General features: G+C 66.1%; 13 protein-coding genes. 6 read left to right on the forward strand and 7 right to left on the reverse strand.

The annotated features are described in order from the left end of the window. Positions 1 to 23: 23 nt before the first annotated feature. From AB0N24_RS07440 to AB0N24_RS07465, 6 genes are all read right to left on the reverse strand, one after another. The gene (locus tag AB0N24_RS07440; RefSeq protein ID WP_364122473.1) at positions 24 to 1,250 is read right to left on the reverse strand and encodes an MFS transporter; all 1,227 of its coding nucleotides are present in this window, start codon (positions 1,248 to 1,250) and stop codon (positions 24 to 26) included. A gap of 24 nt (positions 1,251 to 1,274) precedes the next feature. Beyond that, a complete protein-coding gene (locus tag AB0N24_RS07445) occupies positions 1,275 to 1,724 on the reverse strand; it encodes a MarR family transcriptional regulator (protein ID WP_364122475.1) in 450 nt (149 codons plus the stop codon). A 61-nt stretch (positions 1,725 to 1,785) separates the two neighbouring features. After that, positions 1,786 to 2,277 carry a GNAT family N-acetyltransferase gene (locus tag AB0N24_RS07450; protein WP_364122853.1) on the reverse strand — a complete coding sequence of 164 codons (492 nt, stop codon included), beginning with the start codon at positions 2,275 to 2,277 and terminating at the stop codon, positions 1,786 to 1,788. Positions 2,278 to 2,458: 181 nt separating this feature from the next. Continuing rightward, positions 2,459 to 3,613 (reverse strand): mannitol-1-phosphate 5-dehydrogenase, encoded by a 1,155-nt coding sequence (locus AB0N24_RS07455; protein ID WP_364122477.1) that lies wholly within the window; start codon positions 3,611 to 3,613, stop codon positions 2,459 to 2,461. Continuing rightward, positions 3,613 to 5,610: a PTS mannitol transporter subunit IICBA gene (locus AB0N24_RS07460; protein WP_364122479.1), complete on the reverse strand. Its 1,998-nt coding sequence runs from the start codon at positions 5,608 to 5,610 to the stop codon at positions 3,613 to 3,615. The genes AB0N24_RS07455 and AB0N24_RS07460 overlap by 1 nt, the downstream gene beginning before the upstream one ends. 57 nt (positions 5,611 to 5,667) lie before the next feature. Beyond that, entirely contained in the window at positions 5,668 to 6,393 is a 726-nt protein-coding gene (locus tag AB0N24_RS07465) for a TetR/AcrR family transcriptional regulator (RefSeq protein WP_364122481.1), read from the reverse strand. Between the two features lie 164 nt (positions 6,394 to 6,557). Between AB0N24_RS07465 and ptsP the strand changes: the two genes are divergently transcribed. From ptsP to AB0N24_RS07490, 5 genes are all read left to right on the forward strand, one after another. Then, positions 6,558 to 8,243, forward strand: a complete 1,686-nt coding sequence (gene ptsP / locus AB0N24_RS07470) for a phosphoenolpyruvate--protein phosphotransferase (protein ID WP_364122483.1) — start codon at positions 6,558 to 6,560, stop codon at positions 8,241 to 8,243. Positions 8,244 to 8,281: 38 nt separating this feature from the next. Then, the gene (locus tag AB0N24_RS07475) at positions 8,282 to 8,560 is read left to right on the forward strand and encodes an HPr family phosphocarrier protein (protein WP_104175133.1); all 279 of its coding nucleotides are present in this window, start codon (positions 8,282 to 8,284) and stop codon (positions 8,558 to 8,560) included. Positions 8,561 to 8,636: 76 nt separating this feature from the next. Continuing rightward, positions 8,637 to 9,035 (forward strand): helix-turn-helix domain-containing protein, encoded by a 399-nt coding sequence (locus AB0N24_RS07480; RefSeq protein ID WP_364122485.1) that lies wholly within the window; start codon positions 8,637 to 8,639, stop codon positions 9,033 to 9,035. Between the two features lie 99 nt (positions 9,036 to 9,134). Further along, positions 9,135 to 9,419: a hypothetical protein gene (locus AB0N24_RS07485; protein ID WP_364122487.1), complete on the forward strand. Its 285-nt coding sequence runs from the start codon at positions 9,135 to 9,137 to the stop codon at positions 9,417 to 9,419. Positions 9,420 to 9,538: 119 nt separating this feature from the next. Continuing rightward, a complete protein-coding gene (locus AB0N24_RS07490) occupies positions 9,539 to 10,879 on the forward strand; it encodes an FAD-binding protein (protein WP_364122489.1) in 1,341 nt (446 codons plus the stop codon). Positions 10,880 to 10,931: 52 nt separating this feature from the next. Here AB0N24_RS07490 and AB0N24_RS07495 read toward each other — a convergent pair whose 3' ends face one another. After that, positions 10,932 to 12,152 carry a helix-turn-helix domain-containing protein gene (locus AB0N24_RS07495; RefSeq protein WP_364122491.1) on the reverse strand — a complete coding sequence of 407 codons (1,221 nt, stop codon included), beginning with the start codon at positions 12,150 to 12,152 and terminating at the stop codon, positions 10,932 to 10,934. A gap of 234 nt (positions 12,153 to 12,386) precedes the next feature. On the opposite strand from AB0N24_RS07495, the gene ald reads away from it, so the two are divergent. Next, entirely contained in the window at positions 12,387 to 13,505 is a 1,119-nt protein-coding gene (gene ald, locus AB0N24_RS07500; RefSeq protein ID WP_364122493.1) for an alanine dehydrogenase, read from the forward strand. Positions 13,506 to 13,554: the final 49 nt, after the last annotated feature.

The raw sequence follows: 13,554 nt of genomic DNA on the forward strand, positions 1-13,554 counted from the left end.
TGTCCCTCGTGCAACAGCTCCGGTCAAACAACGTGCGGTTCGTGGGCGGCCAGGAACCGTCGGCCGCCGAAGGCAATCGCGATGGCGACCACCATGGCCAGCGCTCCGGCGAAGAACGGGACCTGCGGACCGAAGTTCTCACCGAGCTGCGCGGCGGCGAACGGGGCCAATGCGCCGCCCATCCAGCGCACGAAGTTGTAGCCGGCCGACGCAACCGGGCGCGGCGAGTCGGAGACGCCCATGGCCAGTTCCGTGTAGACCGTGTTGTTGATGCCCAGCAGCGCCCCGGAGAGCACCACCAGGACGACGACGGCGGGCACCGAGTGCCCGGCGGCCAGTCCCAGCCCTGCCAGGTCCAGCATGAGGACAGCGAGCGTGCCGATCACCACCCGGGTGGCGCCGAAGCGGTTCTGCAGCACGGGCGCCACGAATACCGAGAAGACCGCGACGGCCACGCCCCAGCCGAAGAACACCCCGCCAATGCCGTAGGCGTCCATGCCCAGGATGAAAGGCGTGAAGGCGAGGATGGTGAAGAAGCCGTAGTTGTAGAACAGGCCGCTGGCCGCCGTCGTCCGCAGTCCCTTGTGCCCCAAAGCCAGTAGCGGGTCGCGGAGCCGGACCTTCCGCTCGGGCAGCGGGGTTTTGGGCAACAACGCGATGAGCGCGATAAAGGCTGCCGCCATGAGCACGGCGGTCCCGAAGAACGGTGCCCGCCACTGCCAGCCGCCGAGCAAGGCGCCGAGGAGCGGGCCGAGGGAAATGCCCAGGCCAAGCGCCGCCTCGTACAGGATGATCGCCGTTCCGGCACCGCCGCTTGCCACGCCAACAATGACTGCCAGGGCGGTGGCCACGAAGAGTGCGTTGCCCAAGCCCCAGCCCGCGCGGAAGCCGATCAGTTCGCCCACGCTGCCGGACAACCCGGAGAGCGAGGCGAAGACCACAATCACGGCCAGGCCGATAAGCAAGGTCTTTTTGCCGCCGATCCGGGAGGACACGTAGCCGGTGATCAACATGGCCACCGCAGTGACCAGGAAGTAGCTCGTAAACAGGAGCGAGACCTGGCTGGGCGTGGCGTCCAGGTTCTTGGCGATCGCCGGGAGGATCGGATCCACCAGGCCGATGCCCATGAACGCGAACACCGCGGCGAGGGCTGTGGCCCATACGGCCTTCGGCTGTTTGAGCAGGGAGGCCTTTTCGGCCTCGAGGGTTTCTTCTACTGCTGGCCGCGTGGCGGCGAGCTGGCCTTCCATGGGGGCACTCCTAAGTCTTGGGTATCAGTTGTGAAGTGTGCCGTTGATTTTTTCGATCACGGGCAGGGCCGCGGCGAGGGCCTGCCGCTCACTGTCGCTAAGCGTCACCAGGATTTCCGCCATCACGGCGTTGCGCCGCTCGTTGGCGGAGTCGACGGCGGCACGGCCTTCCGTGGTCAGCACAACCCGGACGGCGCGGGAATCGAGGGGGTCCGGGTCTCGGCGCACGAGTCCGGATTTCTCCAGCTTGATGATCTGCTCGGTGGCGCTGGGCACCTTGACGCCCAGGTTCCGGGCGATCTCGCCGACGCGGACGCCGTCATGGAGCAGCATCTTCAGCGTACTGAGCTGCGCGGCGCTGAGTTCGCCATCCGCGTCGAGGCGGCGGACCAGGTAAACACTGTGACGGAGCGCCTCGCGGAAATCCTGCGCGAGGGACTGCAGCGCGGTCGGCGTTTGTTGGGGATGACTCATAGTTAGGTAGCCTAACAGTTAGGGAGCCTAAGAGTCAAAGGCCTTTCTGCGTTCGACGCAGCTAGAGCGTAAGCTTCATGCCTTCGTGGCTGGCTGCGAAGCCCAGGCGTTCGTAGAAGCGGTGGGCGTCCGTGCGGGATTTGTCCGTGGTGAGCTGCATCAGCGAGCATCCCCGGCGGCGCGACTCCCCGGCAGCCCAGGTGACCATGGCGGCGCCGATCCCGAGGCCGCGCACCTGTGCCGCAACCCGGACGGCCTCGATCTGGCTGCGCCAGGAACCGCGGCGGGAAAGGCCGGGTAGGAAGCTGAGCTGGAACGTGGCCACGACCTGCCCGGCGGCCTCGCCTTCCCGAAGGAGCTCGCCCACCGCCAACAGATGGGCGGTGTCGGCGTCGATCGCTTCGAAGGCCCGCTCGTACGGGGCCATGTCCGAGGTGTCCTCGCGGTTTGCACCCAGCCGGTCGTCAGCCAGGAGCTCCAGGATTCGGGGCAGGTCGGCCCGCGTCGCGGGCCGGAGTCGGAACGTCCCGCCGTCGACGTCGAGAGTCAGCAGGGCGGGCAGGTTACGTTGCTCGGAGGTCACCGGACCAGCTTGCCACAGCCGCACCCTCTCTCAGTTCTCGCACGAAATACCCCAACGCTCTCTCACTTCATTCAGTGAGAGAGCGTTGGGGTAAATCCGACCGGATCTGAGAGAGCGTCGCCGAAAAACCGGCAGGAAGTGAGAGAGCGTCCTAGGCCTTGACCTCCGCTTTGGCCTCTTCCACCAGTGACTCGACGGCGGCGAACAACGGGTGCCCGGGCGTCAGGCCCGTCACCTTCTCTGTCGCTTCCGCCGCCGTGGACGACGCCACGATCTGCGCCAGCTCGGTCGCTTCGGCGTCCGCGGGATCGTTGAAGCGCAGGGCAGCAGCGATAGCTCCCAGCAACGCCTCGGGCACGATCCCGCGTTCGGCCAGCTCGGCAGCCGGGCCGATGAACCGTTCGTGCCGGCTGAGCTTGCGCAGGGGCGCCCGGCCTACGCGGTTCACGGTGTCCGGCAGGTGCGGGTTGGTGAAGCGGCCCAGGATCTTCTCGACGTAGGCTTCCTGCTCCTCGCGGTTGAACCCGTGCTTGTGGATCAGCAGTTCCTTGGTCTCGTCCAGCACGGCGCGCACATCGGCGGCGACGTCCTGGTCGGCCATGGCCTCCGAGATCTTGCCAAGCCCTGCTTCGAACCCGAAGTAGGCTGCCGAGGCGTGCCCGGTGTTCACGGTGAAGAGCTTCCGCTCGATGTAGGGCTCCAGGTTGTCCACGAACGTCGCCCCCGGGATGACCGGCGCGTTGCCCCCAAAGGGCGTGCGGTCGATGACCCACTCGTAGAAGGTCTCCACGGTGACGTCCAGGCCCTTGCCGGGTTCCTGGTTCGGGACGATCCGGTCCACGGCCGTGTTCGCGAAAACGGCCGCGGACTCGAGCTCGCCGGCGGCGGAATCCCACTGCGCCGCCACTTCGTCCCGCAGGATGTCCGTGGCGTTGATGGCGTTCTCGCACGCCATCACCTGCAGCGGTGCCAGCCCGGCGGCCCGTGCGGCGATGCCTTTGGCGATCACCGGAGCCACGAACTTCAGGATGTGCGGACCCACCGCGGTGGTGACCACGTCCGCCGTCGCGATTTCCGCCACGACGTCCGCTTCCTGGGTGCCGGAGTTCAGCGCCCGGAAGTTGTCCACGGTCCGGACCGTGGGGTCCTCCCCCACCTCGTGGACGTCGTAGCTGTCTGCGGCGGCGAGCTGCGAGATCAGATCTTCAGCGACGTCGGCAAACACGAGCTCGTAGCCTGCCTGGTGCAGCAGCAGTCCCACAAAGCCGCGGCCGATGTTCCCGGCCCCAAAATGAACAGCCTTCACTATGCGTTGACCTTCCCGAACAGTTCCAGTACTTCGTCCACCGTGGTGGCTGCCTCAAGCTGGGCCACCTGGGCCTTGTTGGTGAAGACCTTCGCGATGGAGGACAGGATGTGCAGGTGCTCGTTGTTGATGCCGGCGACGCCAACCACGAACTTGACCTCCTTGCCGTTCCAGTCGATGCCGTTCGGGTAGCGGATCACGGACACGGCGGACTTCATGATGTGGTCCTTCGCGGCGTTGGTGCCGTGCGGTATGGCCAGGAAGCTGCCCATGTACGTGGACACGGATTCCTCGCGTTCGTGCATGGCATCGATGTAGCCGCTGTCCACGGCTCCGCGGTCCAGCAGCAGCCGGCCTGCTTCGTCGATGGCCGCGTCACGGGTGGTTGCCGTGCCGTTGAGGATCACGCTGTCAGCCACCAGGATGTCCGACGGCGGAGCGGCCTCAGCGGGTGCCGCGGCAGCAGGCGCCGCAGCGGCGGCGGAAGTTCCGTCGTCGCCGGCTCCGGCGGAGTTGCTGTGCTGGACCAGTTCCACAATCTCTTCGTAGCGCGGGCTGTTCATGAAGTTGTCCACGGATACATGGACCGCACTGGAAGTGGCCGGCTTGGCACGTTCCGTGAGGTCCTGATGCGTGACCACAACGTCATAGGTATCCGTTAGGTTCGCGATGGACGCATTGGTGACGTTGACCTCCGGGAAGCCGGCGGCCTTGATCTTGTTGCGCAGCACCGAGGCGCCCATGGCGCTGGAACCCATGCCGGCGTCGCAAGCGAACACGATGTTCCTGATGGGGCCGGCCATCACGGGAGTGCCGCCCGAACCGACCAGGACTGAGGAGACGGAGCTCTTCTTGCCCTTCATGGCCTCCATCTTCGAGGTCGCGGCGCTGAGGCTGTCCTCCTCGGTGTCACCCACGGGAGTCTTGCTGGCCTTCAGGATCACCGAGGCGATGAGGAAGGACACGGTGGCGGCGAGCAGCACCGAGAGCGCCACGCCAAAGTAGCTGTCACGGGCTGTCTGGGCGAACACCGCGAAGATGGACCCTGGCGCTGCCGGAGCCACGAGGCCGGAGTGGGTGAGGGCAAGTGTCGCGATCCCGGTCATGCCGCCACCGATCGCGGCGAGGATGAGGAGCGGCTTCATCAGCACGTAGGGGAAGTAGATTTCATGGATGCCGCCGAGGAACTGGATGATCGCGGCGCCGGGCGCCGATGCCTTGGCAAGGCCTTTACCGAAGAACATGTAGGCGAGCAGGATACCGAGGCCAGGGCCGGGATTGGCCTCAAGCAGGAAGAGGATGGACTTGCCCTGTTCAAGCGACTGCTGAATGCCGAGTGGCGTCAGCACACCGTGGTTGATGGCGTTGTTAAGGAACAGCACCTTGGCCGGTTCGATGAAGATGCTGGTCAGGGGCAGCAGCCCGTTGCTGACCAGGAACTGGACGAAATTGCCGGCCGCTGTGCTGAAGGCCGTAACCACAGGAGAAATGCCGTAGAAACCGAGCAATGCAAGCAGGGCGCCCCAGATACCGGCGGAGAAGTTATTCACCAGCATTTCGAAGCCGGGACGGATCTTCCCGTGCCAGATTGCGTCGAGCTTCTTCATGGTCCAGCCGCCCAGGGGACCCATGATCATGGCGCCGATGAACATCGGGATGCCGGCGCCGACGATGACGCCCATAGTACCGATGGCACCTACAACGCCACCGCGGACGTCGTAAACCATCTTGCCGCCGGTGTAGGCAATCAGGAGAGGCAACAGATAGGTGATCATAGGGCCAACAAGGCCCACGTTCGGGGTGCCCGCAGCGTTGGTGCCGAAGCCACCGAGCTCAGGAATGGGCAGCCAACCTGTCTTGATGAAGAGCGCGGTAATGAGGCCCCAGGCGATAAAGGCCCCGATGTTGGGCATGATCATGCCGGACAGGAACGTCCCGAACTTCTGGACGCCAACCCGCATGCTAGTGCGGGGTTTTGCAACTGTCTCTGTTGCCATGTGATTTCCTAACCGTGATTCCTGCTGCACCGCAGGATGGTCCGATAATTTCGACGACTAGCTGGTGGAACTGGTGGAGATCCGGTGGAGCCATTCGAGAAAGAGCTTGAGTTCCGAGCTGGAAAGCTGGTCCGAGTGCGATGCCTGGAGCGCGGCGTTCAGGGCGATCGCTGCCACCACCACCGACGACTTCCCGGAGTCTCCCGGTGTGCCGCTGGCCTGCTCCGCGGACACCGCGAAGATCATGGCGTCCCGGGTCATGATGGACAGTTCAAGGTTGCGTTCGGCGGCAGGCTCCGCGATGAGCATTAGCGTCACGCCCACGTTCGCCGCAAGGATGCTCCTGGCCGCTTCACGCGGCTGGACGTTCAGCTGCCCTGCCACTGCGGCCTTGTTCAGCATTTCCTCCATGAGTGCCTCGGCATCGGCAACGATGGCCGGGCGGCTCTCTGGGCGAATGTTGCCAAACATGACCAAGTAGAGTTCCGGCTGGTTCAGCCCGAACTGCACATGGTTGTCCCACATCCGCCGGATATCTTCCAGCGGGTGTCCGGACGGGGCGAAGTCGCGTTCCCCTGCCACATATTCTTCAAAACCTGCCGTTACGACGGCGTCGAACAGCCCTTCCTTGTCACCGAAGTGGTGATACAGGGTAGGGGCCGTAACCCCTGCCAGCTGCGTGATCTGGCGGGTGGATACCGGCGCTCCCGCTGAGTTGGCCAGCAACTCGGCTGCTGCACGCAACAGCCTCAGTTTGGGCGGTAGCTGGCCATCGAAACTCATAACCGCTACCCTATCACCTATAGCAACGCTATATGAACTGCATCACATACAATTTTTTCAGGCACCGCAAAACACCGCCGGGACGTAGCAGTCGCGGCGATCTGGGCAATCGCCCAGGCAACGAATGGCGGGGCCTGCTTACCGGCAGAGAATGAGGACCTTCAGTGCAGAACTTCCCAGGAGTAGGCGTCAGCCCCGGCCGCATCATCGGCAACGTCCGCCAAATGCCCAAACCGATCAGCGAACCGCCGGCAGGCGAACAGCTGCCCGCCGGCGTCACGCCCGAGGACGCAACGGCAGCGCTCAAAGCAGCCTCCCAGGCCGTCCACGACGAACTGAAGGGCCGCGCCGCACACGCCGCCGGAGACGGCAAGGCCGTTCTGGAGGCAACGGCACTGATGGCCAAGGACACCATGCTCATCAAGGGCGCGGCCAAACTCGTGGCCCGCGGCCTCTCGACCGAGCGCGCCATCTGGGAATCCGGATCCTCCGTCTCTGAAATGCTTCACAACCTGGGCGGCTACATGGCCGAACGTGCCACCGACGTCCTGGATGTACGCGCCCGGATTGTGGCGGAACTTCGCGGCGTCGCTGCGCCCGGCATTCCCTCCTCCAGCACGCCCTTTGTACTCGTCGCCGAGGACCTGGCGCCGGCCGACACCGCAACCCTGGACCCGAACAAGGTCCTGGCACTCGTCACAGCGGGCGGCGGCCCCCAGTCCCACACCGCCATCATTGCGCGTTCGCTTGGCCTGCCTGCGGTGGTGGCTGCCGTGGGCGTGGACGAGCTCCCGGACGGCACGGAAGTCTATGTGGACGGCGCCGCGGGCACCATCACGTCCGAACCCGACGACTCGCTGCGTGCCGCAGCGGATGCCTGGGCGGCCACGGCTTCCCTGCTGGCCGAGTTCAGCGGCACGGGCACGACGGCGGACGGTCACCTGGTGCCCCTCCTCGCCAACGTTGGCGGCGGCAAGGACGCCGTGGCGGCCGCCAAGCTGGGCGCCCAGGGCGTGGGCCTGTTCCGCACCGAATTCTGCTTCCTGGAACGGGACTCCGAGCCCACTGTGGAGGAACAGGCCGCGGCCTACAAGAGCGTATTTGATGCATTCCCGGGCAAGAAGGTGGTTCTGCGCACCCTCGACGCCGGCGCCGACAAGCCCCTCCCGTTCCTGACCGACTCCACGGAGCCCAACCCAGCCCTGGGCGTCCGCGGCTACCGCACGGACTTCACCACGCCCGGCGTCCTGGACCGCCAGCTGGAAGCCATCGCCCTGGCCGAGAAACAGTCCAAAGCAGACGTGTGGGTCATGGCTCCGATGATTTCGACGGCGGAAGAAGCGGCCCGTTTCGCCTCGATGTGCGCCGAGGCCGGCATCAAGACCCCCGGCGTGATGGTGGAAGTCCCGTCCGCTGCGCTCACGGCCGAGGCCATCCTTCGGGAAGTGGGCTTCGCCAGCCTGGGCACCAACGACCTCACCCAGTACGCCATGGCCGCCGACCGTCAGCTCGGTCCGCTGGCGGCACTCAACACTCCGTGGCAGCCGGCCGTGCTCCGCCTTGTCGGCCTCACCGTCGAGGGGTCACGGGCCGAAGGCCACAACAAGCCCGTTGGCGTCTGCGGCGAGGCAGCGGCGGACCCTGCCCTCGCCGTCGTACTGACCGGCCTCGGCGTTACCACCCTGTCCATGACCGCACGCTCGCTCGCGGCCGTGGCTGCGGTGCTCAAGACCGTCACGCTGGCCGAAGCGCAGCAACTGGCAAAGCTGGCCCTCTCCGCACCGAGCGCCACGGAGGCCCGGGCCTGGGTGCGCGAAAAGCTGCCCGTGCTCAACGAACTCGGCCTCTAACCGCCGCCGCACACCGCCGAAACCCATCAGGAGAAGTAATGCCCGAACGTACCGCAACCATCGCCAGCCGCTCCGGACTCCACGCCCGCCCTGCCGCACTGTTCGCCGAAGCGGCAGGCAATGCCGGCGTTGAGGTCACCATTTCCATGCAGGGCGAACCGGCGGACGAGGCCCTCGACGCCGCCAGCATCCTTTCGCTCATGACGCTGGGGGCAGCCAAGGGAGACGTCGTGGTGCTGCGTGCCGACGGCGACGGCGCCGACCAGGCGCTGGATGCGTTGGTCACCCTTTTGGAGACCGACCTCGACGCCGAATAGCGGCGCTGCGCCGCTGATCGGCAGCGGCGTCGGGGATCGACAGCTGAACCGCGCCGGGTGACGCTAGGATTTCCGCATGGCATTGATTGCTCCCCGCGTGACGGCCGGGCTCCCCGGCGACGAAGCCCTGAATCTGAAGCGTGCGCTCAACGGCAGCCACGACATCACCGTGTTTGTGGACGGCACGGTCCACCGGCTGCCGCCCCAGGCGCGGGACGCCGTCGTGGACCTCCTGAGCCGGTTCAGCCGCGGGGAAGCGGTGACCGTCAGCAGCGTTGAGGAAGTGCTGACCACTTCCCAGGCCGCGGAACTTGCCGGGATCTCGCACACGTACCTTCGCAATATGACGGACCGCGGCGAAATTCCGGTGGAGTACCGCGGTACGCACCGGCGGATCCGGTTGGCCGCCATCATGGAATGGCTGGAGACGCAGAAGAAAAGCAAGGCGTCCGACGGCGGCGGCGAGCAGGTTTGATTTAGCGTGGGTACGCAATTTGTGAAGCAGTGATAAGGATCAAGCAACGATCCCCGGTAACCGCCAAAAGCCTCCAAAGGCCGGGGTTACCCTTTATTTGTGGTTAAGTTCAGAGGGTGGCACATCGTGGCGGGGTTCGCCGCAATGCTGCTGACTGCCGCCCTCGGAACGGCCATGGGCCTGAACAACACCGCCGCCTTTATGGCCAGCTGCGTGGCCTTCGTGGCGGTCTCCAAGGGTATGGAAAGCCACCTTGCCCGACGCCGCCGGGAAGCTGCCGCCCGCCTTCCGGGGCAAGGCCAGAGGCAAAACCCGGGGCAAAACCAGGGCGATTCAGCCAGGGCACTTGACGCCGACAACTCCGAGCGCGACGGCAGGGCCTGACGCCGGCGAACGACCATCTGATCCGTGGATGGCCATTGACACGGGTCTAGCCACCTCACCAGACTTGTTAGCGATAACATACTGCCGATGGCCCGTTGGTCCGGCGCGAAAGGGATGCAATGCGCACTGAGATCAGCGAAATGACCGGGCTGACCGGCCACACCGGAACCGGCGGCGCCGCAGCGGAACTGAACTGGGCCGGGAATTACCGCTACACGGCAGCCGCCATCCACCGGCCGCGCACCCTCGAGGACGTCCAGGACGTGGTGGCCGGCGCCTCGAAAATCCGCGCGCTCGGCTCCCGGCACTCCTTCAACTCCATCGCCGACTCCCCCGGGTCCCTGATCTCGCTCGAAGACCTGGACTCCGGTATCCGCATCGACCCCGCAGCGCGGACCGTCACGGTCTCCGGCGGAACCCGCTACGGAACACTCGCGGAAAAGCTGGAGTCCAACGGCTATGCGCTGCCCAACCTGGCTTCCCTCCCCCACATCTCCATTGCCGGGGCAATCGCAACCGCAACCCACGGTTCGGGTGATGCCAACGGAAACCTGGCAACGTCCGTCGCCGCGCTGGAAATTGTGGCAGCGGACGGAACCGTCCACCACCTCGGCCGGGGCAGCTCGCCCGACTTTGACGGCGCCGTCGTCGGCCTCGGCGCGCTGGGAGTCGTCACCAAGGTGACGCTGGACATCGAACCCACGTTCGCGGTGCGGCAGGACGTCTTTGAAGCGCTTCCCTGGCAGACGGTGCTGGAGAATTTCGACGCCGCCACCTCCAGCGCCTACAGCGTCAGCCTGTTTACAGACTGGAGCGGCGACGCCGTCGCCCAGGCCTGGCTCAAGAGCCGCGTTTCCGGCACTGCCAGCGGCGCGGCGGCAGTCGAAACGGCATTCGCCGGCGGCACCTTCTTCGGCGGCACACGGGCCACCGTCGCCCGGCATCCGCTGCCCGGCGTCTCCGCCGAGAACTGCACGGAACAGCTCGGCGTCCCCGGGCCGTGGTCCGAGCGCCTGGCGCATTTCCGGATGGCCTTTACACCGAGCAGCGGCGACGAGCTTCAGAGCGAATTCTTCGTCCGGCGCGAGCACGCCGTGGCTGCCATCTCGGAGCTGCGCGCTCTCTCGCCCCGCATCACTCCGCTGCTGCACGTGTCGGAGATCCGCACCGTGGCGGCCGACCAGCTGTGGCTCAGCACCGCCCACGGCCAGGATTCAGTGGGGTTCCACTTCACCTGGAAGCAACGGCAGGCGGACGTGGAGGAACTGCTCCCTGTGATGGAGGAGGCGCTGGCACCGTTCAACGCGCGGCCGCACTGGGCCAAGCTGTTCCATGCGGACGCTGACTCCGTGGCCGCGCTCTACCCGCGCTTTGCCGACTTCACGGACCTCGCGGAGCGGATGGACCCGGAGCACAAATTCCGCAACGAATTCCTGGCCCGGAAGGTCTTCGGCAAGTAGGCAGGCGCGGGCGCCGGACCGAGCGACGACCCGCCGTCAGGCGGTTGCCACGCTAGATCCGGGGCCGCCCGGACCAGCGGCGGGCCTTGAGCGCGGCGTGGAGTTCCAGCCGGACCATCCCCTTCAGCGGATCGACGCCGAGCACCTGCCGGATGCGCCCCAGCCGGTTGTAGATGCTGCTCCGGTGCAGGTGCAGCTTCGTGGCGACATCCTGGACCGAGCCGTCGTTGTCGTAGAGGAGTTCCAGTACGGGCAGCAGCTCACCGTTCCGGTCGTGGTCTTCGAGCATCCGCGAGTATACGGACCCGGCGTCGGCCCACGCGCCGGCACCGCCTCCGGCCGAGGCCAGCAGCTGGTACACACCCGTCGCCCGGCAATCCACCAGTTCGCCCAGCTGGGGATCCACCGCGGCGGCCTGGGCCGCCTGCTTCGACTCCCGGTAGGCATCCGCCAGTTCGCGCGGCTTGGCGAACCCTTCACTCGTCCCCAGGATGATCCGGTGGACCGGACGCCCGGACCGCTTGGCGAGCTCCAACTGGTAGTGGACCAGGACCTGCGCGTGGGCCGCGCGGCCAACAGATTCCCGGAAGAGGACCACCGCATGGGTTTCGGTGCCTGCGCTGAAGAGCGCCGCATCCACGCCGATGGTGGCCTGCAGCGCGGCTGAGCGGTGGATCAGCGTGGACGCGATGGGGTCTGATCCCTCTGACCAGCCGTCGGCGTCAAGCACGGTGACGAGCTGCCACGGGCCCCGCCCCTGGACTTCCTTCCAGCCGGCCACGGCGGCCACGGCGTTGGCCTCGCCTCGGCAGGCACTCAGGAACTCCTGTTCCCTGCGGCGCCGGAATTCCGATTCGGCCGTGTTCGATTCAAGGAGCAGCCCGGACAGCAGTTCGAGTTCGTCCCGGACGCTCGGCAACTGGGTGAGGATCGCCGTCGCGCTTTGGTCCTCAATGTCCTGCTGCACCCACAGGTAGCCGACGCGGAAACCGCGCACCAGCAGTGGCACGCAGACGCGCCCCAGCATGCCCAGCTCCTCGTTGGCGGGAACGACGACGGGACGCACGGCCGTCGCGATTCCGTGCGACAGCTGCCACGCCTTCACGTCCACCGGCACGCGTTTACTCAGGAGGAAGTTCACCCGGACCCGGTCCGCGTGGGACTGGTTGGAGCTGTAGGCGAGCAAAACGCCGTCGAGATCCTCGAGCGAAAGTCCCCGGCCGAGCTTCAGGGCCACCTGCTCAACGAGCTGTTCCACATCCTGCTGGTGCATGGTTGCCACCTTACTGCCCTGCGCCGCCGGACCGTGAACGGACACCAGGCGACACCTGACGCTTCACGCCTCGACAGATGTCGAGGCGACAAAACCAAAAACCCCGGAAATACGCGGAACGTGCAGTCGCCCGGCTGGCTGCATCCTGTCAGCTACCTCACATGCGGATTTATTCTGGAAGTACAGATTCCCCGCACGTCCGGCCCACAAAGCCCCCAAACAATGGAGCCCAAAATGATCATCGGTGTCCCCAAAGAGATCAAGAACAACGAATTCCGCGTCGCCATCACCGCCGCGGGCGTCCACGAGTTCCGCACCCACGGCCACACCGTCCTGGTCGAACGCGGCGCAGGCCTGGGTTCGGGCATCACCGACGAGGAATACGCCATCGCCGGCGCCGAGATCGTCGCCGACGCTGACGACGTCTGGGCCCGCGCCGACATGGTCATGAAGGTCAAGGAACCCATCGCCGCGGAATACCACCGCTTCCGCAAGGGCCTGATCCTCTTCACCTACCTCCACCTCGCCGCCGAACCCGAACTCACCAGCGAGCTCATCAATTCCGGCGTCACCGCTATCGCCTACGAGACCGTCCAGGAAGGCCGCACTCTTCCCCTGCTGGCCCCGATGTCCGAGGTCGCAGGACGCCTCTCCGTCCAGGTCGGAGCCACCTCCCTGATGGCCCCCGCCGGCGGCAAGGGCGTGCTCCTCGGCGGCGTCCCCGGCGTCCGCCCGGCCAAGGTGGTTGTCTTGGGCGCCGGCGTTGCCGGCACCAACGCCGCCGCGATGGCCCTAGGCCTCGGCGCGGACGTCACCATCCTGGACATCAACATCAACCGCCTGCGCGAACTCGACGCCCAGTACCAGGGGCGCCTGAAGACCGTCGCGTCCAACAAGTACGAGATCGAAAAGTCCGTCGTGGACGCGGACCTGGTCATCGGCTCCGTGCTGATCCCGGGGGCCAAGGCACCCAAGCTGGTCACCAACGAACTCGTCTCCCGGATGAAGCCCGGCTCCGTCCTCGTCGACATCGCCGTGGACCAGGGCGGCTGCTTCGAGGACACCCGCCCCACCACGCACCAGGAACCCACGTACAAGGTCCACAACACGATCTTCTACTGCGTCGCCAACATGCCCGGCGCCGTCCCCAACACGTCCACGTACGCACTCACCAACGTGACCCTGCGCTACGGCGTGGCCCTGGCCAACCTCGGCGTGAAGGCCGCATTCGAGAAGGACCCCGCCCTCGCAGCCGGCCTCAACATCGCCGGCGGCCACGTCGCCCACCACTCGGTCTCCGAGGCGCACAACCTGCCCCTCATTGCTGACTGGCACGAACTGGTCTCCGCATAGTCCTTTTAGTTGCCGTTTGAACGGCAGTCATCCAACGCGTGCTGCTCCT

Source organism: Arthrobacter sp. NPDC093128, assembly GCF_040683875.1.
GTDB lineage: Bacteria > Actinomycetota > Actinomycetes > Actinomycetales > Micrococcaceae > Arthrobacter.

Coding starts and splice junctions, on each gene's coding strand:
- AB0N24_RS07460 (WP_364122479.1), bottom strand. CDS start 5,610: ATGGCAACAGAGACAGTTGCAAAACCCCGCACTAGCATGCGGGTTGGC.
- AB0N24_RS07495 (WP_364122491.1), bottom strand. CDS start 12,152: ATGCACCAGCAGGATGTGGAACAGCTCGTTGAGCAGGTGGCCCTGAAG.
- AB0N24_RS07445 (WP_364122475.1), bottom strand. CDS start 1,724: ATGAGTCATCCCCAACAAACGCCGACCGCGCTGCAGTCCCTCGCGCAG.
- ald (WP_364122493.1), top strand. CDS start 12,387: ATGATCATCGGTGTCCCCAAAGAGATCAAGAACAACGAATTCCGCGTC.
- AB0N24_RS07465 (WP_364122481.1), bottom strand. CDS start 6,393: ATGAGTTTCGATGGCCAGCTACCGCCCAAACTGAGGCTGTTGCGTGCA.
- AB0N24_RS07475 (WP_104175133.1), top strand. CDS start 8,282: ATGCCCGAACGTACCGCAACCATCGCCAGCCGCTCCGGACTCCACGCC.
- AB0N24_RS07480 (WP_364122485.1), top strand. CDS start 8,637: ATGGCATTGATTGCTCCCCGCGTGACGGCCGGGCTCCCCGGCGACGAA.
- AB0N24_RS07440 (WP_364122473.1), bottom strand. CDS start 1,250: ATGGAAGGCCAGCTCGCCGCCACGCGGCCAGCAGTAGAAGAAACCCTC.
- AB0N24_RS07490 (WP_364122489.1), top strand. CDS start 9,539: ATGCGCACTGAGATCAGCGAAATGACCGGGCTGACCGGCCACACCGGA.